This window comes from Luteimonas sp. TWI662 (assembly GCF_039673825.1).
Lineage (GTDB): Bacteria > Pseudomonadota > Gammaproteobacteria > Xanthomonadales > Xanthomonadaceae > Luteimonas.
On the sequence record NZ_JBDJMI010000006.1, the window covers coordinates 110,259 to 131,895 of the forward strand.

Annotated in this window: 17 protein-coding genes; 5 read left to right on the forward strand and 12 right to left on the reverse strand. The window is 69.3% G+C overall.

Translation table 11 applies throughout. The features are described 5' to 3' along the window. Window positions 1-84: 84 nt before the first annotated feature. Window positions 85-2,145, forward strand: coding sequence for a methionine--tRNA ligase (gene metG / locus ABE488_RS06675; RefSeq protein ID WP_346447567.1), 2,061 nt, complete (start codon window positions 85-87; stop codon window positions 2,143-2,145). A 45-nt stretch (window positions 2,146-2,190) separates the two neighbouring features. On the opposite strand, the gene ABE488_RS06680 is transcribed toward metG, so the two are convergent. Beyond that, window positions 2,191-3,870, reverse strand: a complete 1,680-nt coding sequence (locus tag ABE488_RS06680) for an AarF/UbiB family protein (RefSeq protein WP_346447568.1) — start codon at window positions 3,868-3,870, stop codon at window positions 2,191-2,193. After that, window positions 3,870-4,376: a CinA family protein gene (locus ABE488_RS06685; RefSeq protein WP_346442276.1), complete on the reverse strand. Its 507-nt coding sequence runs from the start codon at window positions 4,374-4,376 to the stop codon at window positions 3,870-3,872. Before ABE488_RS06685 ends, ABE488_RS06680 begins: the two co-directional genes overlap by 1 nt. A gap of 183 nt (window positions 4,377-4,559) precedes the next feature. Here ABE488_RS06685 and ABE488_RS06690 point away from each other — a divergent pair, with 183 nt between their 5' ends. The 4 genes from ABE488_RS06690 (at window position 4,560) to katG (ending at window position 13,796) form a co-directional block, all read left to right on the forward strand. Further along, window positions 4,560-7,175 carry a hypothetical protein gene (locus tag ABE488_RS06690; RefSeq protein ID WP_346447569.1) on the forward strand — a complete coding sequence of 872 codons (2,616 nt, stop codon included), beginning with the start codon at window positions 4,560-4,562 and terminating at the stop codon, window positions 7,173-7,175. A gap of 245 nt (window positions 7,176-7,420) precedes the next feature. Continuing rightward, window positions 7,421-8,359 carry a cytochrome c peroxidase gene (locus ABE488_RS06695; RefSeq protein WP_346447570.1) on the forward strand — a complete coding sequence of 313 codons (939 nt, stop codon included), beginning with the start codon at window positions 7,421-7,423 and terminating at the stop codon, window positions 8,357-8,359. A 65-nt stretch (window positions 8,360-8,424) separates the two neighbouring features. Beyond that, window positions 8,425-11,022 carry a DNA mismatch repair protein MutS gene (gene mutS / locus ABE488_RS06700; protein WP_346447571.1) on the forward strand — a complete coding sequence of 866 codons (2,598 nt, stop codon included), beginning with the start codon at window positions 8,425-8,427 and terminating at the stop codon, window positions 11,020-11,022. Between the two features lie 518 nt (window positions 11,023-11,540). Further along, window positions 11,541-13,796, forward strand: a complete 2,256-nt coding sequence (gene katG, locus ABE488_RS06705) for a catalase/peroxidase HPI (protein WP_346447572.1) — start codon at window positions 11,541-11,543, stop codon at window positions 13,794-13,796. Between the two features lie 60 nt (window positions 13,797-13,856). Here the strand turns inward: katG and ABE488_RS06710 are convergent, their stop codons facing one another. From ABE488_RS06710 to ffh, 10 genes are all read right to left on the reverse strand, one after another. Further along, window positions 13,857-14,483, reverse strand: coding sequence for a glutathione S-transferase family protein (locus ABE488_RS06710; RefSeq protein WP_346447573.1), 627 nt, complete (start codon window positions 14,481-14,483; stop codon window positions 13,857-13,859). Between the two features lie 48 nt (window positions 14,484-14,531). After that, window positions 14,532-15,257: a YafY family protein gene (locus ABE488_RS06715; protein ID WP_346447574.1), complete on the reverse strand. Its 726-nt coding sequence runs from the start codon at window positions 15,255-15,257 to the stop codon at window positions 14,532-14,534. 27 nt (window positions 15,258-15,284) lie between these two features. Continuing rightward, on the reverse strand, window positions 15,285-15,698 hold the full coding sequence (locus ABE488_RS06720; RefSeq protein WP_346447575.1) for an RNA-binding S4 domain-containing protein: 414 nt from the start codon (window positions 15,696-15,698) through the stop codon (window positions 15,285-15,287). A 143-nt stretch (window positions 15,699-15,841) separates the two neighbouring features. Then, window positions 15,842-16,285, reverse strand: coding sequence for a 50S ribosomal protein L19 (gene rplS, locus ABE488_RS06725; RefSeq protein WP_183426030.1), 444 nt, complete (start codon window positions 16,283-16,285; stop codon window positions 15,842-15,844). Between the two features lie 143 nt (window positions 16,286-16,428). After that, the gene (trmD, locus tag ABE488_RS06730) at window positions 16,429-17,184 is read right to left on the reverse strand and encodes a tRNA (guanosine(37)-N1)-methyltransferase TrmD (RefSeq protein ID WP_346447595.1); all 756 of its coding nucleotides are present in this window, start codon (window positions 17,182-17,184) and stop codon (window positions 16,429-16,431) included. A gap of 169 nt (window positions 17,185-17,353) precedes the next feature. Continuing rightward, on the reverse strand, window positions 17,354-17,881 hold the full coding sequence (gene rimM / locus ABE488_RS06735; RefSeq protein WP_346447596.1) for a ribosome maturation factor RimM: 528 nt from the start codon (window positions 17,879-17,881) through the stop codon (window positions 17,354-17,356). A gap of 36 nt (window positions 17,882-17,917) precedes the next feature. After that, window positions 17,918-18,178, reverse strand: a complete 261-nt coding sequence (gene rpsP / locus ABE488_RS06740; protein ID WP_047136289.1) for a 30S ribosomal protein S16 — start codon at window positions 18,176-18,178, stop codon at window positions 17,918-17,920. A gap of 89 nt (window positions 18,179-18,267) precedes the next feature. Next, window positions 18,268-19,092, reverse strand: a complete 825-nt coding sequence (locus tag ABE488_RS06745; RefSeq protein WP_346447576.1) for an aminotransferase class IV — start codon at window positions 19,090-19,092, stop codon at window positions 18,268-18,270. After that, a complete protein-coding gene (locus ABE488_RS06750; RefSeq protein WP_346447577.1) occupies window positions 19,089-20,168 on the reverse strand; it encodes a nitronate monooxygenase in 1,080 nt (359 codons plus the stop codon). The genes ABE488_RS06745 and ABE488_RS06750 overlap by 4 nt, the downstream gene beginning before the upstream one ends. After that, entirely contained in the window at window positions 20,165-21,535 is a 1,371-nt protein-coding gene (gene ffh / locus ABE488_RS06755) for a signal recognition particle protein (protein WP_346442265.1), read from the reverse strand. The genes ABE488_RS06750 and ffh overlap by 4 nt, the downstream gene beginning before the upstream one ends. Window positions 21,536-21,637 lie beyond the last annotated feature (102 nt).

Sequence of the window (21,637 nt, forward strand, 5' to 3'; positions counted from 1 at the left end):
CTTGGCCGGGCTCTTTTTATGACAAGGACCGGGCGCCGGAACGGCATGCGATAATCCGGTCCCGTTCCTGCCGTCGCCATCGCCATGTCGCGCAAGCTGCTCGTCACCGCCGCCCTGCCCTACGCCAACGGCCCGCTGCACCTGGGCCACCTGGTCGGGTACATCCAGGCCGACACCTGGGTCCGGGCCCAGCGTATGGCCGGCGATGTGGCTCATTTCGTCTGCGCCGACGACACCCACGGCACGCCGATCATGCTGGCGGCCGAAAAGGCGGGAACGACGCCCGAGGCGTTCATCGCCGAGATCCACGCCGGTCACGTGCGCGATTTCGCCGCGTTCGGCGTCGCATTCGACCATTACGATTCGACCCACTCGGCGGCCAACCGCGCCATGGTGGAGACGATCTACGCGCGTCTGGAGCACGGCGGACACATTGCACGTCGCGCCGTTGCACAACTCTACGATCCGGTGCGCGGCATGTTCCTGCCCGACCGCTACGTCAAGGGCACCTGCCCGAAGTGCGGCACGCCCGACCAGTACGGCGACAACTGCGAGCACTGCGGCGCGACCTATGCGCCCAGCGACCTGATCGAACCGAAGTCGGTGGTCAGCGGTGCGACGCCCGAGGTGCGCGAGTCCGAGCATTTCTTCTTCGAACTCGGTCATTTCCAGGACGTCCTGCGCGACTGGCTCGCCGGCGATGTCGCGGTGCCCGGCGTCAAGGCCAAGCTCGCGGAATGGCTCGACGGCGACGGCGGCCTGCGTGCCTGGGACATCTCGCGCGACGCGCCCTACTTCGGCTTCGAGATCCCCGGCCACCCGGGCAAGTTCTTCTATGTCTGGCTCGACGCGCCGATCGGCTACCTGAGCAGCTTCAAGACGCTGTGCGTGCGCGAAGGCATCGATTTCGACGCCTGGTTGTCGCCCGATGGCGATGTCGAGTTGCACCATTTCCTGGGCAAGGACATCGTCAACTTCCACGGCCTGTTCTGGCCGGCGATGCTGCACGGCGCAGGCCTGCGCGCGCCGACGCGGCTGCACGTCAACGGCTATCTGATGGTCGACGGCGCGAAGATGTCCAAGTCGCGCGGCACGTTCGTCATGGCGCGCACGTATCTCGATCAGGGCCTGGACCCCGAGGCGCTGCGCTACTACTTCGCGGCGAAATCCTCGGGCGGCGTCGACGACCTCGATCTGAACCTCGAGGACTTCGTTGCACGCGTCAATGCCGACCTGGTCGGCAAGTTCGTCAACCTGGCCAGCCGCTGTGCCGGTTTCATCCACAAGCGCTTCGACGCGCGCCTGGCCGACGCACTGCCCGACCCGGCGCAGTACGCGCGTTTCGTCGCGGCGCTGTCCGGCGTGCGCGAGGCCTATGCGCGCAACGACCCGGCCAGCGCGATCCGCCAGGTGATGGCGCTTGCCGATGAGGCCAACCGCTACATCGACGATCGCAAGCCCTGGGTGATCGCCAAACAGGCCGGCGCGGACGCCGAACTGCAGGCCGTCTGCACCCAGGGCCTGAACCTGTTCCGCATCCTCGCCGGCGCCCTGCAACCGATCCTGCCGCGCACCAGCACACAGGCCGCGGCGTTCCTCGCCGCGCCCGTCACTCATTGGCACGATCTCGACCAACCGCTGACCGGCCGAACGATCCAGGCCTATGCCCCGCTGTTCACCCGTATCGACCCGACCCTGCTCACCGCCATGACCGAAGCCTCCAAGGACACGCTCGCCGCCGTTGCCCCCGCCGCCCCGACGAAGACCGAGGCGAAAGCGCCCGCAACATCCGCACCCGCGGCCGCCGATACCGCCTACATCGGCATCGACGATTTCGCCAAGCTCGACCTGCGGATCGGCAAGGTCCTGGTCTGCGAGGCCGTCGAGGGCTCGGACAAGCTGCTGCGCTTCGAGCTCGACGCGGGCGAACTGGGCAAGCGCCAGATCTTCTCCGGGATCCGCGCCAGCTACGGCGCGCCCGAAGCGCTGGTCGGCCGCAACGTGGTGTTCATCGCCAATCTCGCGCCGCGCAAGATGCGTTTCGGCCTGAGCGAAGGCATGATCCTGTCGGCCGGATTCGACAGCGGCGCACTCGCGCTGCTCTCGGCCGATGACGGTGCGCAGCCCGGCATGCCGGTGCGCTGATCGTGCGATCGGGCGGCGCATAGCGCCGCCCAGGCGAGATCCACGTTACTTGCGGCCGCTGCGCCAGATCGACAGCAGGATCCACACACCGCTCAGGCCCGCGCCGACGAAACCGAGCACGCCCAGCGCCATCAGCCAGCGGTGCGTTGCACCGCCGCTGACGCTGTTCATGACGATCGACGAGCCGATGATCAGCGCGGCGGTGACGACGCCGACCGTGAGCCGGTTGGCCGCAGCGTTGACCTGATCGCCGAACGACTTGAGCGAGGTCACCTCGATCTGCGCGCGCAGGCGGCCACGACGCGCGGTCTGCAGCAGACGGCGCAGATCGCGCGGCAGATCGGCCAGAAGATCGATCGTGCTCGATAGCGTGCGTTGTCCGCGCCGCGCCAGCGCGCGTGGCGAGTACCGCTGCAGCATCACCCGCTCCAGCCACGGCTGCGCGGTACTGGTCATGTCGAACCCGGGATCGAGCTGGCGGCCCAGGCCTTCCAGCGTCAGAAATGCCTTGATCAGCAGCGCGAGGTCCGGCGGCAGCATCAGGCCGTGCCGACGCAGCAGCCCGGTGATGTCGGCCAGCATCGCGCCCATCCTCAGGTCGCGCAGCGGCAGACCGCGATACTGATCGACGAAGCCGTCGATCTCGCTCTGCAATCGGCCCTCGTCGACCTCGACATCGCTCGTCGTCCAGTCCAGCAGCACGTCGCACACGCTCTGCGGTTGCTGGGACACCAGCCCGTGGAGCAACCGCGCGACCTGGTAGCGCAGTTCCGGCGGCACGCGGCCGACCATGCCGAAGTCGATCAGAGCGATGCGGCCGTCGGGCATGAAGAACAGGTTGCCCGGATGCGGGTCGGCGTGGAACAGGCCGTCCTCGAACACCATCTTCATGACGATGGCACTGCCCGCGAGCGCAAGCGCGTGGCGGTCGAGGCCCGCGGCCTCGATGCCAGCCAGGTCGCCGCCGGCAATGCCGACCACCCGATCCTGTACGTTGAGCCGTTCGCAGGTCCATTGCCAGTGCACCCGGGGCACGAGCACGGCCGGATCGTCGGCGAAGTTCGCCGCAATGCGCTCGGCGTTCCGGCACTCGGCCGCGAAGTCGAGCTCGCGCCGCAGCGACGCATCGAACTGGCGCACGACCTCCACCGGCCGGTAGCGACGCAGGTCCGGCGCCTGTGATTCGACGATCTCGGCCAAGCGCGCGAGCAGGCGCAGGTCGGCTTCGACGATCTCACGGATCCCGGGGCGCCGCACCTTCAGCACCACCGGCGTGCCGTCGTGCAACCATGCCAAATGCGCCTGCGCGAGCGAGGCGGCGGCGATCGGCTCGGGCTCGAACCTTGCGAACGCAGTGTCCGGCGCCTCGCCGAGGTCTTCGACCAACTGGGCGTGGATCGCCGCGTACGGCACCGGCGGCACGCGGCTCTGCAACCGGCCGAGTTCTTCGATCCAGTCCGGAGGCAGCAGATCGACGCGCGTGGCGAGGATCTGCCCGAGCTTGACGAACGTCGGGCCCAGGTCCTGCAGCGCATGGCGCACGCGCTCGGGTTGGGTCATGCGCGCGGTGTCGGCCGCGTGGAGATGCAGCAAGCGACCAGCACGTTCGAGCGCCCCGGCCATGCCGATGCGCTGCACGACGTCGCCGAAGCCGTAACGCACCAGGACCGATGCGATCTCCTGGATGCGGCCCAGATCCCGGACCGTGGCGAGCGTCTCCCACATCAGTCCACGTCCAGGGTCGCCTCGAGTCCGCGTAACGCCGCCGCGACCGTCTGCCGCCGCACCGCTTCGCGGTCGCCGTCGAAGTGATGGATCTGCGCGCGCGCATAGTCGCCGCGCCGCTTCCACGCGATCCACACCGTGCCGACGGGCTTGTCGTCGCTGCCGCCGCCGGGCCCGGCGATGCCGGTCACCGCGACCGCGATGCTGGCCCCGGAATTGACCAGCGCGCCGGACACCATCTCGATCGCGGTCTCGCGGCTGACCGCGCCGTGCGTCTCCAGCGTCTGCAGGCTGACCCCCAGCAGCGCCTGCTTGGCCTCGTAGCTGTACGCCGCCAAGCCGCAATCGAACCAGTCCGAGCAGCCGGCGATGTCGGTCATCGCCTTGGCGATCCAGCCGCCGGTGCAGCTTTCGGCGGTCACCAGGCGATGGTGGCGGTCGCGCAGCAGGCTGCCCAGCCGGGCGGCCATCGCCTGCAAGGTCGCGTCATCGGGAGTTGCGCTCATCGTTCTGCGTGCCTGTTCAAAGGCCTGTTTTACCGCATTCGCACGCGCGCGTCGCGCATTCAGGGAATTGACCCGTCGCCGCCATCGCGCGATCATGCCGCGCCGCCAGCATCAGGGCCGTTCCAGGTTTCCTCGCCAGCACATGGGCATCCCCGCCCGTCTCTTCGCTGACAGGACCCTTGCATGCATCGCCTTGCCCTGGCCGTTTCGATCGGCCTGCTCGCCATGTCCGCCCATGCCGCCGGACAGTCCCCCGCCACCGCCACCGCCACCGCCCCCGCTCCGTCCGATCACCGCGCCACCGCGCCGGACGAAGACGTGCCATCCGCGACCTCGCTGCGCTTCGGCACGCTGCGCGTGCCCGGGCAGCGGATGCTTCGCTATCAGGAAGGCATGACCCTGGACGAGGCCGATATCCAGCAACAGCCAAAGGGAAATGGCGACATCGGCACACTGCTACGGATCAACCCGGCGGTGCAGTTCGACGATGCGCGCATTGGTTCGTCGCGACAGATGGGCGAGATCCGGCCGGCCGACATCAGCATCCATGGCGGTCTGTTCCACCAGAACCTGCTGCTGGTCGACGGCGTCTCGTTCAACAACGACCTAGACCCGGGGGGCGGCTCTCCATCGAACCCTCACCTCGTTGACAGTGTGCCCAGCCCCGCCCAGGGCATCGCGTTGGACACCGATCTGCTCGAACGCCTGACGGTCTACGACAGCAACGTTCCGGCCGCCTTCGGCGGCTTCACTGGCGGCGTGGTCGACGCCAAAACGCGGCGTGCCAACTCGGCGTTCGGTGGCAAGACCTGGTTCCGTATGTCGCGCTCGGTGTGGAACGAGCTCATCGTCCCGGAGGGCAACGAGCAGGCCTTCGTCGAATCGGACACGTGGACCAACCAGCCGGTATACGACAAGTACAAGCTGGGCGCGATGCTCGAGGGGCGTACGACACGGGGCATCGGCCTGATCGGCACCGTCAGCCGTACGCGTTCGGATATTCCCCTGCGCGCCTACAGCAACGGCGAGATGAGCTCGAGCGATGCCAACGTCAAGGAACAGCGGCGAGAAAATACCAGTGTGAGCCTGCGCGCCAATTACGCACCGACCGATCGACTGGAGATCGGCGCAGGCATCACCTATGCCCCGAGCAACGACCTCTACTTCACCAAGAACGCGAAGGACTCCTGGTTCGAACTCCAGCAGGGCGGGCCGGTCGCCAATCTCACTGGGTCGTGGCGTGGCGATGCCTGGACCTTCGATGGCCGCCTCGGCTACAGCGACATCGACAGTTCGCGTCGCGTCGATGCGGCGATCGATTACTGGAAGACCTGGGCGCGTTCGGAAGACAAGAACTGGACTCCCGAAGGGAACACAAACGCCATTGAGGGCAACTGGGGCAATATCGATCAGAGCACGCGCAACATCACGGCGTCGTTCGGCGCACAACGCGCGCCCCTCCGGTGGGGGCGAACCGAACACCGCCTACAGGCCGGTGTCGGCCTTCGCGACCGCCATGCGCAGTATCACCGCCTCAACGATCATCACAGCTACATCAGTCCGAGACCCACGACCTCCTGCACCGGTCCGGATGGCACAGAGGACACCGTGTCGTGCTCACTGGCACCGGTCTATCGTACGCAGACAAATCGCGTGATTGCCGGCCAGGGCCAGTTCCATAGTACGCACAACCTCTATCGGGCCGGTCGCTTCGATGTGCGGGTACGCGAGTTCAGCGCCTATGTGCAGGACGATATCCAACTCGGCCGCGTGAGCCTGCGGCCAGGCCTGCGCTTCGACATGGACGACCTGATGGACCGCAACACCCTGGCGCCGCGCCTGGCGGCGAGCTGGGATGTGTTCGGCAGCGGAGACACCCTGGTCACAAGTGGCGTCAATCGCTACTACGGCCGCAGCCTGTTTGGCATGAAGCTGCGTGAAGGACGCGAAAACCTGCAGACCGAGTACGCGCGCACGACGGTTGCCGATGGCTGGCGGACGAAAAAGGCCTTCACTGCGAACAATCGCTTCGAGACGCTCCACGTGCCCTACAGCGACGAGGTCAATCTCGGTGTCCGCCAACGCTTGCAAGGTTACGTCGCCGACCTCAAGTACGTCAGGCGCCAGGGGCGGGACGAGATCATGCGCGAGCGCGTCGCGTCAGACGACGACACCGGATTCTTCTCGTCCTATGTCTACCGCTACGTCAACACCGGCCGCAGCGACAGCGAAACCGTCACGCTGGCGGTCGAGATGCCGACCTGGCACTGGCGCGATACGCACACCACGGCGCGCCTGGCCGCCGACCATACCGATATTCGCCGCAACTACGCCAACTACGACGTCAGCTTCAAAGACGGGACCTATAACCGCTGGGTCCGCTACAACGGCACGCTGATGCATGCCTATGAACTGCCCCAGGACGGCTTCAACCGGCCGTGGACCGCACGTCTGTCCACACAGACCCGCTTCGAGGCGCTGCGTCTGTCGTGGAGCAACTTCCTGCGCTATCGCGCCGGCCACCTGAACTTCGTCACCGTGGGCGAGGACGTGCTGGAGGAGAACGGGCAGACAGTCTCGGTCGACGTCATCGAGGAACGACACAACCCGAGCACCTGGACCTTGGACTCGACGCTCGAGTACACCCAGCCCCTGCGAGACGGGCAGGAAGCCTATATCCGGGTGGAAGCACAGAACGTCTTCAATCAGCGCAATCGCATGACCAGTGTGACCACCACGATCAATACCCTGTACGAACCGGGACGCACCTATTGGCTCGAAGCCGGGTACCGCTTCTGAACCTGACCATGCGACCGTGCCCCCGCCCGCATCGTCATCGCACGCTGCCGGCATTGCTTTGTTTCCTGGTCTTTGCGACGTGGACGGACGCGGCGTCGCCGACGATGCCTTCGGCGGCGGCAAGCGCCCCTGACGCCTGCGCAAACCGCCAGCGGACGGGCGGGCCGCCTGTCGACTTCGCCTGCCTGCGCCGTGTCTACACGCAACCTCGCGAACGCTGGCCGGCGCCGCACGTCGATCCGGGCGTGGCCTGGCAAGAACTTGCACCCCTGCCACGCACGCCCCCGACACCGGCCAACAACCCGCCCACGCCCGAGCGCATCGCGCTCGGCAAGCGTCTGTTCGAGGACCCGCGGCTGTCGCGCTCGGGCCAGATCGCCTGCGCGAACTGCCATGACCCCCAGTTGGGCTGGGCCGACGGGCGCAGTGTATCGTTCGGGCACGACCGCCAGGCCGGGCGCCGCAATGCCATCTCGGTGGCGACCAGCGCCTGGATGCGTACGCTGTTCTGGGACGGCCGGGCGGCCTCGCTCGAAGACCAGGCGCTGCACCCGCTGGTCGACGGGCGCGAGATGGCGAACCGGTCGCTGGCCCCGGCCATCCGGCGCGTGCGGCGCGATCCGGCCTACCGCGCTGCCTTCGCGGACGCCTACGGCAGCGATCGCATCGACGCGCAGTTGATCGCCAGATCGCTGGCGACCTTCCAGCGCAGCCTCGCACCGCGCACCGGGCGGCTGGATCGGTTCCTTGCCGGCCGTAACGACCAGCTCGACGATCGCCAGCTGTGGGGCCTGCACCTGTTCCGCACGAAGGCGCGCTGCATGAACTGCCACAGCGGCCCCGAGATGACTGACCACGCGTTCCACAATCTCGGGCTGCACTTCCACGGCCGCCGCAGGCAGGACCTGGGCCGCTACGAAGTTACCGGCGATCCGGCGGACGCGGGGAAGTTCCGCACGCCGTCGCTGCGCGGCGTCGCCCGGACCGCGCCGTACATGCACAACGGTCTGTTCCCCCATCTGCTCGGCGTGGTGCGCGCGTACGACGCCGGCATGCCGGCGCCGCGGCCAACGGCCGCCCAGCGCGACGATCCGACGTTTCCGCGTCCCGATCCGCTGCTGCGACCCCTCGGGTTGCAGCGCGAAGAGATCGAGGCGATCGTCGATTTCCTCGAGCAGCTCTAGCGGCCGGCGGCGGGGAGCCGGGCGTTGAGGCAAAATGGCCGGCCGGCTGGCCCTCCCGAGACGCAATGACCGCCCCCCAGCACACGCCCCTGATGCAGCAGTTCTTCGCCGCCAAGGCGGAGCACCCGGACGTGCTGTTGTTCTTCCGCATGGGCGATTTCTACGAGCTGTTCTACGACGACGCCCGCAAGGCGGCGCGGCTGCTCGACATCACGCTGACCCAGCGCGGCAATTCGGCCGGCGCGCCGATCCCGATGGCCGGGGTGCCGCACCACGCGGCCGAAGGCTATCTGGCGCGGCTGGTCGCGCTCGGCGAGTCGGTGGCGATCTGCGAGCAGATCGGCGACCCGGCCGCGAGCAAGGGGCTGGTCGAACGCAAGGTGGTGCGCATCGTGACGCCGGGCACGGTGACCGACGAGGCGCTGCTGCAGGAGCGTCGCGACACGCTGCTGATGGCGGTCGCGCGCAATCGCGCCGGCCATTACGGGCTGGCCTGGGCGGATCTGGCCGGCGGGCGCTTCCTGGTCTGCGAATGCGCCAACGAGGACACGCTGGAGGCCGAGCTGGCGCGGCTCGACCCGGCCGAGCTGCTGGTGCCCGACGAAGACGGCTGGCCTGCGTTCCTGGCCGAGCGCAGCGGCATGCGCCGGCGGCCGCCGTGGCTGTTCGACGCCGATTCGGGCCGCCGCCAGTTGCTGCAGTTCTTCGGCCTGCACGACCTCACCGGCTTCGGCATCGACGACCGGCCGCTGGCGATCGCCGCAGCCGGCGCGTTGCTGGGCTACGTCGAGGAGACCCAGAAGCAGCGGCTGCCGCACCTGACCTCGATCGCGGTGGAAAGCGGCGACGGCGCGATCGCGATGAACGCCGCCACGCGGCGGCACCTCGAACTCGACACCCGCGTCGACGGCGACACCCGTAACACCCTGCTCGGCGTGCTCGACAGCACGGTCACGCCAATGGGCGGGCGCCTGCTGCGCCGCTGGCTGCACCGGCCGCTGCGCGATCGCGGTGTGCTCGGCGAGCGCCTGCACGCGGTCGAGGCGCTGATCGAAGACGGCGCCGATATCGCGCTGCGCGAGCGCTTCCGTGCGCTCGGCGATCTGGAACGCGTGCTCACACGCATCGCGCTGCGCTCGGCGCGGCCGCGCGACCTGTCCACGCTGCGCGACGGCGTGGCGCTGCTGCCCGACCTGCGCACGACCCTGCAGGCGATCGACTCGCCGCGCCTGCGCGCCTTGCACGACGCCCTCGGCGAGCACGGCGAGCAGGCCCACCTGCTGGCCACGGCCCTGGTCGAGCAGCCGCCGGTGCTCGCGCGCGACGGTGGCGTGTTCGCCGACGACTACGATGCCGAACTGGCCGAGCTGCGCCGGTTGAGTACCAACGCCGACCAGTTCCTCGTCGATCTGGAAGCGCGCGAGCGCGAGGCCAGCGGCATCGCCACGCTCAAAGTCGGCTACAACCGTGTGCACGGTTACTTCATCGAGATCGGCAAAGCGCACTCGGCCAAAGCGCCGGCGCACTACACGCGGCGGCAGACGCTGACCAATGCCGAGCGCTACATCACCGAGGAACTCAAGCAGTTCGAGGACAAGGTGCTGTCGGCACGCGAGCGTGCGCTGGCCCGCGAACGCCTGCTCTACGAGCAATTGCTCGACGCGCTCAACGCCAGCCTCGACACGCTCAAGCAATGCGCGGGTGCGCTCAGCGAACTCGACGTGCTCGCCTGTTTCGCCGAACGCGCGCAGGCGCTGGACTGGTCGCGCCCGCAGCTCGACGCGCATTCCGGCGTGCGCATCGAGCGTGGCCGCCATCCGGTGGTCGAAGCGGTGCGGCGCGAGCCCTTCGAGCCCAACGATCTGGTGCTCGGCGACGGCCCCGAGTTCGGCGACCGCCGCATGCTGGTCATCACCGGCCCGAACATGGGCGGCAAGAGCACCTACATGCGCCAGAACGCGCTGATCGTGCTGCTCGCGCACATCGGCAGCTTCGTGCCGGCGGCCCGCGCGACGATCGGCCCGATCGACCGCATCCTCACCCGTATCGGCGCTGGCGACGATCTCGCCAAGGGCCAGTCGACCTTCATGGTCGAGATGGCCGAGACCAGCTACATCCTCCACCACGCCACCGACGCATCGCTGGTGCTGATGGACGAGATCGGCCGCGGCACCTCGACCTACGACGGACTCGCGCTGGCCGACGCCTGCGCGCGCCACCTCGCCGGCCGCAACCGCAGCTACACGCTGTTCGCAACGCACTACTTCGAACTCACCGCGCTGGCGCAACCCGGCAGCGGCATCGCCAACGTGCACCTGGACGCGGTCGAACATCGCGACCAGCAGGGCAACGAGACGCTGGTGTTCATGCACGCCGTCAAGGACGGGCCGGCCGACCGCAGCTTCGGTCTGCAGGTCGCAGCACTGGCCGGCCTGCCCAAACAGGTCGTGCGCGACGCCCGGGCGCGGCTGGCCGAGCTCGAACAGCGGCGCCACGATGCGCCTGCACCGCCGATGTCGGCCGATGCACTCGGCGCGCCGCAGCAGATCGGTCTGTTCGCGCCGCCGTCGGCCGCGGTCGAGGCGCTGGCCGGGATCGATCCCGACGCGCTGACGCCGCGCGAAGCCCTTGAGGCGTTGTACCGGCTCAAGACCTTGTTGTAAGCGGCAGCCTCCCGCGCGATCGATCGGGATCGCTGTCGCGCGTCATCGGCGCGGCATGCCGCGTCCCGGTCCCGCTGTCGCATGTGCCCCCGGCGCTCGTCGGACGCGGCGACTTCCCGCTGCGTTCGGGTCGCGATGGCCGCGGTGCCCAGCGGGCGCTCAAGCGGATGCCGTGCCTTGACGCGCCTACCCGCGTGCAACCGTCCGCGGCGAGATTGCCGTCACGCGAGGGGCCGGGGACCCTATTCGATAGCTTCAACCTATCGAACTCAGGAAAACAATCGATTTCAACTTCCTGATCGACGCGTCTAATCTGCGGGCTCTCCCATACAGATCGGCCCGCCCACCATGCACCTTGCGCCCTCGCCCGTTACCGGTGCCACCGCGTCGCCAGCGCCGCACGCCGGCGACTGAGTTCCCGCCCCGGCTTGCCTGCCTGGCGCCGCCCGACCCTTTCCGAACTTCCGCGCGCGCGTCCCGCAATCGCGCCGCGCGCCACCGACCGACAAGGTAGCCCCATGTCCACCGAAGCCAAATGCCCCTTCCATCACGACGCCGCGGTCCAGGGCACGAGCAACCGAGACTGGTGGCCGAACCAGTTGCGGGTCGATCTGCTCAGCCAGCATTCGTCGAAGTCCGATCCCATGGACGCGGATTTCGATTACGCCGCCGAGTTCGAGACGCTCGACTACCACGGCCTCAAGCGCGACCTGCGTGCGCTGATGACCGACTCCCAGGACTGGTGGCCGGCCGACTTCGGCCACTACGGCCCCTTGTTCATCCGCATGGCCTGGCATGCGGCCGGCACCTACCGCACCGGCGATGGCCGCGGCGGCGGCGGCCGGGGCCAGCAGCGCTTCGCCCCGCTCAACAGCTGGCCCGACAACGTCAATCTCGACAAGGCCCGGCGACTGCTGTGGCCGATCAAGCGCAAGTACGGCCGACGGATCTCCTGGGCGGACCTGCTGATCCTGACCGGCAACGTGGCGCTGGAAACGATGGGCTTTCGCACCTTCGGCTTCGCGGCCGGGCGCGAGGACACCTGGGAGCCCGACCAGGACGTGTACTGGGGCCGTGAGACGACCTGGCTCGCCGGCGACGTGCGCTATGCACACGGCTCGGAGGGTGTCGAGAAACCCGGCGACGCGGCGGTGCTGGTGTCCGACGACGATGCCGACGGCGATGTCCACACGCGCCGGCTCGAACGTCCGCTGGCCGCGGTGCAGATGGGGCTGATCTACGTGAACCCGGAAGGCCCCGACGGCAACCCCGACCCATTGCTCGCCGCGCACGACATCCGCGATACCTTCGGCCGCATGGCGATGGACGACGAGGAAACGGTCGCGCTGATTGCCGGCGGCCACACTTTCGGCAAGACCCACGGTGCCGGTCCAGCCGAGCATGTCGGTGCAGAAACCGAAGCCGCCGACCTGGAGGAACAGGGGCTGGGCTGGCGCAGCAGCTTCGGCTCGGGCAAGGGCGGCGACACGATCACCAGCGGCCTGGAAGTGACCTGGACCACGACACCGGCGCTGTGGAGCAACAACTTCTTCGAGAATCTGTTCGGCTTCGAGTGGGAACTGGAGAAGTCCCCCGCCGGTGCGCACCAGTGGGTCGCCCGCGAGGCCGGCGACATCGTGCCCGACGCGCATGACCCGGCCAAGAAGCATCGGCCGCGAATGCTGACCACCGACCTGGCCCTGCGCTTCGACCCTGCGTACGGCAAGATCTCGCGGCGCTTTCTCGAGAACCCACAGGCCTTCGCCGATGCCTTCGCCCGCGCTTGGTTCAAGCTGACCCACCGCGACATGGGCCCACGTGCGCGCTACCTCGGCCCCGAAGTCCCGAAGGAGGCGTTGATCTGGCAGGACCCGGTGCCCGAGGCCGAGCACCCGTTGATCGACGAGGCCGACGTGGCAACGCTCAAGGCACAGGTGCTGGCATCGGGCCTGACGGTGCCCGAGCTGGTCGGCACAGCGTGGGCGTCGGCGTCGACCTTCCGCGGCAGCGACAAGCGCGGCGGCGCCAACGGTGCACGCATCCGCCTGGCGCCGCAGAAAGACTGGGCGGTCAACCGCCCCGAGCGACTGGCCCGCGTACTCGACGTACTGCAGCGCATCCAGCGCGCGTTCAACCTCGGCGCGCCGGGCGGCAAGCAGGTGTCGCTGGCCGACCTGATCGTGCTTGCGGGCAATGCCGGCATCGAGCAGGCGGCGAAGGCGGCCGGCCGCGAGATTGCCGTGCCGTTTTCGCCCGGCCGCACCGATGCGAGCCAGGCGCAGACCGATGTCGCATCGTTCGCGGTCCTCGAACCCGTCGCCGACGGCTTCCGCAACTACCTGGCCGGGCCCTCGGCGATTCCCGCCGAAGCGCTGCTGATCGACCGGGCGCAGCTGCTGACACTGACCGCCCCCGAACTGACCGTGCTCGTCGGCGGCCTGCGCGTGCTCGACATCGGCGTCGACGACGCCCGGCATGGCGTGTTCACGGACCGACCGGGCGTGCTGAGCAACGACTTCTTCGTCCACTTGCTCGACATGGACACCGCCTGGTCGCCCCGCTCCAAGGCGCGCGACGTGTTCGAGGGTCGCGATCGTCTAAGCGGTGCAGTGAAGTGGACCGGCACCCGCGTCGACTTGGTGTTCGGATCCAACGCCGTGCTGCGTGCGCTGGCCGAGGTCTATGCCAGCGACGACGCGCAGGACAAGTTCGTCGACGACTTCGTCGCGGCCTGGACGAAGGTGATGCAGCTCGATCGGTTCGACCTGCGCTGATCCGCCACCACGCAGGCGCCTCAGGACGGCCGCGCCATGCGGCCGTCCTGGGATCTGGTGTCAGCCGCCCGACGACGCCTGCGCCGCCAGGGCATCGTCACGCTTCGCAGCCGCCTGGGCCGCCGGACGTGCGGCGTGGACGCGCGCGAACTCGAGGAAGGCCGGCCGCGATGGCATCGCGCCGATCTGCATGTAGTAGCCCAGCATCGCGGCCATGTACAGATCCGCCGCACTGAACCGCTCGCCGGCCGGGAACGTCCTGCCGGTCACCGCCTGCTCCAAGGTCCGCATCACGTCGTCCGGATTCCCGTAGCCGGCCGCGCGCGCCGATGCGAGTGCGCCGGTTTCCTGCGCGGTGAGCAGCGATTCGAGCGGCCCGGCGAGGAAGAACAGCCAGCGGTAGTAGCTCCCCCGCTCGGGCGAACCGGGCGGTGGCGCCAGTTGCGTATCGGGGACGAGTTCGGCGAGATAGGCACACACCGCCGCGTTCTCGGTCACGACCGTCTCGCCATGGCGAATCGCCGGCACCTTGCCCATCGGGTTGATCGCCAGGTAGGCCGGCGACTTCATGCTGGTGTCGTACTCCAGCAGCACCTCTTCATAGGGCAGCCCCGTTTCCTCCAGCATCCAGCGGGCCACCCGGCCACGGGACATCGGATGGGTGTAGAAGGTCAGCGTCTCGGTCATCGGGCCTGCTCGGTCTGGAAGGAGCGCCCAGTCTCCGCGGCCCCGCTGTCAGTGGCTGTCAGCAGCGTCGTCGCCGGCCAGCGCCGCATGTTGCTCGGTCCGTCGCTGCGCGTGCCACCTGCGCAGCAGTTCGTGGCGACGCACGGTATACCGCACCCCGGTGTCCTCCAACGCCACGACCCGGTCGGCACGGAAATGACGGAAATCGCGGCGCGCCTCGCACCAGGCGGCGAGCAGGCGCGTATCGGACAGGAAGGCCATCGCGAACGGCCAGATCGTGCGCTCGCTGCCGCGCCCCGCGGCGTCGGCATACCGCATGCGCAGCGCACGTTCGCCCCGGATCGCGCGCCGCAGGATCGGCAGCCAGGGCTCGGGCTCCGATGGCGCCCAATGTGGGGCGAACAGACCGCTGGTCTCGACCTGCAAGCGCAATGCACCAGGCAGGACGCCGACCAGGCGGTCGAGTGCGCGTGTGGCCGCGGCCGCCAGTTCCGGATCGGCGTGGCTCCCGACCCAGCGTGCGCCGAGCACCAACGCTTCGAGCTCCTCATCGGAGAACATCATCGCGGGCAGCAGGAAGCCGGGGCGCAGCAGATAGCCCAGGCCGGGATCGCCCTGGATCTCGGCGCCCTGCCCGCGCAAGGCCTCGATGTCGCGATACAGGGTGCGCAGGCTGATGCCCAACCCTTCGGCCAGTTCGCGTCCGGGGACCGGCAGGCGCCGACGGCGCAGGTCATCGAGCAGACGCAGCAGCCGTGTCGCGCGTTCGGACATGATTCCCGCCTCCAACCCGTGCCGATGCTACAGCGCGTCGATATCGCCCAGAGCCCGGATCAATCGCCGGGCGCGCTTGTCGGGCTTGTGCTCCGGCGCGCGATAGCCGGCGCGCTGTGCGCGCTGCTCGGCGACACGCGCCAGGCGTGCAGCGCGCGAGTCCTCGGATTCGGCGTACAACCCCTGCGCCACGCTGGCCGGTCCGCGCGTGTCCGACAGGCCAGCCACGACGACCTCGAACACTTCCTCGCCCCTGGCTACACGCAGCGCATCGCCAATACGGACCGCACGCGCGGGCTTGGCCCGCTGGCCACCGACATCGATCTTGCCGGTCTCGATCGCCTGCTTGGCCAGGGCGCGGGTCTTGAAGAAGCGCGCCGCCCACAGCCAGAGATCGAGGCGGACGCTGTCGGCGGCATGGGCGCCCGGGACTTGGTTCATCGGCCCGATATCGGTGCGCCGCCCGCCAAATCAAGCCGCGATGCTCGGTCGACGGGCGGCATGTCGGAGATCCAGGTCCGAGGCCACAAACGCAGACGGCCGCCTTGCGGCGGCCGTCGTGCGACATCGGACCGGGGGCCGGATTACTCGGCAGCCGGCGCCGGTGCGGCGGCGGCAGCGGCCTTGTCGGCACGTGCCTTCTCGTTCTTGGCCTTCGCCGAAGCCGACAGGTCTTCCTTGATGCGCGCCTTCTTGCCTTCCAGGCCGCGCAGGTAGTACAGCTTGCCGGCGCGGACCTTGCCGCGGCGCTTGACCTCGACCGACTCGATCTGCGCGCTGTGGCTCTGGAACACGCGCTCGACGCCGTAGCCGTGCGAGATCTTGCGCACGGTGAACGCGGAGTTCAGGCCGGCGTTCTTCTTGCCGATGACCACGCCTTCGTAGGCCTGCACGCGCTCGCGGTTGCCTTCCTTGACCTTGACGTTGACGACGACGGTGTCGCCGGGGCCGAAGTCGGGAAGCTCGCGCGCGGTCTGGGCGCTTTCGAATTCCTGCAGCAGGGTGTTCAGAGAGGGCTTGGTGGTCATGGTCTTGGCCTGTTGGAGTCGTTGTAGGCGTGGTGCACGTGGACGCACGCTCTGGCATGGCGGGCACGATGGCCCGTTGTTTCGGTTAGCCGCGCATTATAAGCCCAGGCGCTCGGCGAATGCCACTGCCGTCGCCGCAGCGCTCAGGCGTCCGGATCCCGCTCCCGCTCGGCCCGCCAAGCCGCGAGCAGCCGTCGGTCGGCCTTGTCCAGCGCGGACTCGTCGAGCAGGTCCGGGCGCCGCTCGGCGGTGCGCCCCAGCGACTGCTGCCGACGCCAGGCGGCGATCTGGGCATGATTGCCCGACAGCAGCACGTCGGGCACCCGACCCAGCGCATGGTCGACCGGCCGGGTGTAGTGCGGGCAGTCGAGCAAGCCGTCGCCCTCGAAGCTGTCCTGCACCGCCGAATCGGCATCGTTCAACGCGCCGTCCTGCAACCGGGCCACCGCATCGACGACGACCGCCGCGGCCAGTTCCCCGCCCGAGAGCACGTAGTCGCCGATCGACAGCTCCTCGTCCACCTCGGCCTCGAGCAGCCGCTCATCGACCCCCTCGTAACGGCCGCACAGCAGGATCAGCCGCGGCAACGCCGCCAGTTCGCGCACCTTGGCCTGGGTCAACGGCCGCCCCTGCGGACTCATGTAGATCGTCCGCGCCGACGCCGGGTCGGCCGCACGCGCGGCAGCGAGCGCGGCCCGCAACGGCTCGATCAGCATCACCATGCCCGGACCACCACCGAACGGCCGGTCGTCGACCCGCCGGTAATTGCCCTGCGCGTAATCGCGCGGGTTCCAGCCCTGCAGCGTGACCAGCCCGCGCTCACGCGCACGTCCGACCACGCCGACTGCTGCCGCCTGGTCGATGAACTCGGGAAACAGGCTGACGACATCGATGCGGATGCCGCCGTGCGCGGCGGCTCGGGAGGCGGGATGCGTTTGCGCTTCGGACGACATGACGTTCCCTCCCGATCACGAACGACGAGACGGCTGCGACTGCCGATCCTGGGTGTGGCGCGGCTTCGCAGGCCACGACCTGGATCGTCCGCTCACCAATCGCGTCGCGCGGCGTTCAAAAATCCGCGTCCCAATCGACCGTCACCAGGCCGGCGTCGAAGTCGATCGAGACGACATAGTCGGGCACGACGAACGGGATCATGCGCTCGCGTTCGCCCTGGGCGACCAGCACATCGTTGGCACCGGTCGAAAACAGATGGGACACCGTTCCCAGGTCCACCCCCTCGAGATTGCGCACGCGCAGGCCCTCGAGGTCGACCCAGTAGTACTCGCCCGGCGCAGGCGGCGGCAGCGCCTCGCGCGGCACCCAGACTTCCAGCCCGCGCGCCGCCTCGGCGGCATCGCGGTCGGCGATGTCGGGCAGCGTGGCGACCACGCCCTTGGGCGTCTCGCGACCGCGCGCGCCCGACAGCGTGCGCTCCCCGCCGCGGCCGTCGCGCAGCACCCAGGGCTGGTAGCGGAAGATCGCGCTGCGCGGCTCGGTGAACGATTCGAGTTTCACCTCGCCACGCACGCCGAACGCGCCATGGACCTTGCCCAGCTGGATCATCCGCTGGGGAGGCTGGCGCGTCGGATCGTTCATCTCGGCATGGCCGCGCCCGTAGGCGCGGCCCATGGATCAGGCAGCGGCGACCGCAGCCTTGCCCGCTTCCTTGTACAGGGCGCGGACCTTGTCGCTCATCTGGGCGCCGTTCTTGACCCAGTGGTCGACGCGCTCGGTGTCGAGGACGACACGCTGCTCACCACCGGTCGCGACCGGGTTGTAGTAACCCACGCGCTCGATGTTGCGGCCGTCGCGCGCGCTGCGCGAGTCGGTCACGATGATGTGGTAGAACGGACGCTTCTTGGCGCCGCCGCGCGTCAGACGGATCTTGACCATTGCTTTGCTTCCTGTGTTGCCCAGTCGCCAGGGTGGCGAGGTAAGCCGGCGATTATAGCGGAAGCGGCCGCCGCCGGCGCAAGCACCGGTCAACGCGCGCCCTCGAGCGGAATCCAGGGCTGCGCGGCGAGCAGCGCGCGCAGGCGTCCGAGCATCGCCGCGTCGGCATCGAAGCGCCAGCCGTCGATCGACGCCACCGCACGCACCCCACCGCTGTTGCAGGCGAACGCGGCATCGAAGCCCGCGCAATCGTCCAGGCCGACACAGGCGTGGCGCTGCGCGATGCCCGCAGCCTCGAGCGCGCGCTGCAGCAGACCCTCGCTGGTGCCCCGCAACGCCGGCGCGACCGGCCAGACCACCGCATCGCCGGCGACGAAGCCGACGTTCCACAGTGCCCCCTCGCCGATGGTGCCGTCGGCATCGACCAGCAGCGCATCGTCGTAGCCGGCCAGCGCCGCCTGCCGGCGTGCATGCAGCAGCGGCAACGTGGCGGCGTGCTTGAGATGGGCCAGCGCACGCACATGGACGTGCGAGTCCAGCCGTAGCGGCGCGGCCGGCGGCGCGCGCGGCGGCGACAACGCGACCAGCAGCACCGTCGGCACCGCCTCGCCGCGCTCGACGGCCGGCATATCGCGCGAGAACGCCGCGATACGCAAGGTCGCATCGTCGACGCCAGCGGCCGCGACGGCCGAGGTCATCGCGTCCAACAGGGCGTCCCGGGCCAGCGGGCTGCCGAACAGTTCGAGGTTGGCCCCTTGCAACCGCTCCAGGTGCAGATCCAGACCCTGCACCGCGCGTCCGCGCACCTGCAGGGTCGAGAAATGCCCGTAGTTGACCAGGGCGGCGGCGAGGTCCGCCGCCTCGGCCGGCCGGCCGTCGATCCAGTGACTGACCGCGAGCGCAGCGCGCGTCACAGCAGCCCCCGGGCCTCGTCCCACAAGGCGCGCACGAGCTCGCCGGCCGGCCGCGCCTGCGCCAGCCAGGCCGATTGCCCTGCCCAGGCCTGCATCGCGTCGAGCCGGCCATCGCGGACCGCGGCCGCGCGCATCGGCGCGGTGAGCCCGCGCTGGACCGGGTACGGCCGGGGCGGTGGCGCATCGTCGGCAACCGCCGCGCGCACGTAGCCGGTCGCCAGCGCACGGCCGAGCCGGCCGCTGAACGCCCGGGTCGGCCAGCAGGCCTCCGGCTCGGCCGTGGCCAGCGCGTCCGCCCAGGCCGGTGCGATGGCCGCCTCGGGCGTGCGCAACAGGCCGGTGCCGATCTGCACCGCGCTCGCGCCGAGTAACAATGCGGCGGCGACACCGCGCCCATCGGCGATGCCGCCAGCGGCGATGACCGGCACCTCGAGGGCATCGGCCAGCCGCGGCAACAACGAGAACAACCCGACGATGCGGTGCTCGGCTTCGGCGGCCTCGAACGCACCGCGGTGCCCGCCGGCCTCGGCGCCCTGCGCGACCACCGCATCGGCGCCCGCGGCCTGCGCCTGCCGCGCCTCGTCGAGCGTGGTGACGGTCGCGAACCAGGCGATCCCGGCCGCCTTCAGACGTTCGACCTGCGCCGGAGAAAACACCCCCATGATGCTCGAGGCGACCGCCGGTCGCGCGGCCAGCAAGGCGTCGAACTGGGCATCGAAGTCGGCCGGCGAGGCGTCGCCGGCGGAGGCCGGCACCGCCGGCCCCCAGCGTTCGAGAAACGCCCGGGTCGCCGCTTCGGCGCCCGCGTCGCGCGCTGGCGGCGGGTCGGGAATCCACAGATTGACCTGCGCCGGGCCCGTGGTGCGATCGCGAAATGCGCGCATCCACGTGTCGATGTCGGCGGGCTGCGACAGCACCGCGCCCATCGCGCCCAGGCCACCGGCGTCGGCCACCGCCGCCGCCAACGCCGGCGGACAGGCGCCGGCCATCGGCCCCATCAGGACCGGAATCCGCAGGCCGAAGCGCGCGCAGAACGCATCGGCCCGCTGGCGCGCAGGGTGCGCGCCAGCGCTCACCGGAACGGCATGCGGCCCATGCCGCCCATCATGCCCTGCAGCCCGCGCATCATGCCTTTCATGCCGCCGCGGGCCATCTTGCCCATCATCTTTTCCATCTGCATGTACTGCTTCATCAGCTTGTTGACGTCGGCCGGGGTCGTGCCCGAACCGGCCGCGATACGCGCGCGGCGCGAGCCGTTGAGCAGAGCCGGATTGCGCCGCTCCTTCTTGGTCATCGAATCGATGATCGCGATCATCCGCGGCACTTCCTTGTTCTGCTGGACCTGCTGCTTGAGGTGCTCGGGCACCTGGCCCAGGCCCGGCAGCTTCTCCATCAGGCTGCCGATGCCGCCCATGTTCTGCATCTGCTCGAGCTGGTCCTTCATGTCGTTGAGGTCGAACTTCTTGCCCTTGGCGACCTTCTGCGCCAGCTTGGCCGCCTTGTCCTTGTCGACCTGGTGCTCGACCTGCTCGACCAGCGACAGCACGTCGCCCATGTCGAGAATGCGGCTGGCGACGCGCTCGGGATGGAAGACATCGAGGCCATCGACCTTCTCGCCGGTGCCGACGAACTTGATCGGCTTGCCAGTGATGTAGCGCACCGACAGCGCCGCGCCGCCGCGGGCATCGCCGTCGGTCTTGGTCAGCACCACGCCGGTCAACGGCAGCGCCTCGCCGAAGGCCTTGGCGGTGTTGGCCGCATCCTGACCGGTCATCGAGTCGACGACGAACAGCGTCTCGACCGGATTGACCGCGGCATGCAGCGCCTTGATCTCGGCCATCATGGCCTCGTCGATCGCCAGGCGGCCGGCGGTGTCGACCAGCAGGACGTCGATGAACGACTTGCGCGCATCGGCGATCGCCGCGCGCACGATGTCGACCGGCTGCTGCGAGGCCTCGGACGGGAAGAAGCGCACATCGACCTGTTCGGCCAGCGTGCGCAGCTGCTCGATCGCGGCCGGACGGTAGACGTCGGCGCTGACGACCATGACCTTCTTCTTGCGCTTTTCCTTCAGCAGCTTGGCCAGCTTGCCGACCGTGGTCGTCTTGCCCGCGCCCTGCAGGCCGGCCATCAGCACGACCGCGGGCGCCGGCACGGCGAGATTGAGTTCGGTCGCCTGCGCGCCCATGACCGCGGTCAGCTCGTCGCGCACGACCTTGATCAGCGCCTGGCCCGGGGTCAGCGACTTGAGCACTTCCTGCCCGACCGCGCGGACCTTGATCCGCTCGATCAGCGCCTGCACCACCGGCAGCGCGACGTCGGCCTCGAGCAACGCGATGCGCACCTCGCGGGTCGCCTCGCGGATGTTCTCCTCGGTCAGGCGGCCGCGCCCGCGCAGGCGCTCGATGGTGCCGGACAGGCGCTGGGTCAGGGACTCGAACATGCGGGACTCGGGCTGGGTCAAAACGGTCGGCGATTATAGCCCGCACGCCCGCGCGCCCCGGCCCGCGTCGATCGGCGGCAGGCGCGTTCGGCACGTTCCTGT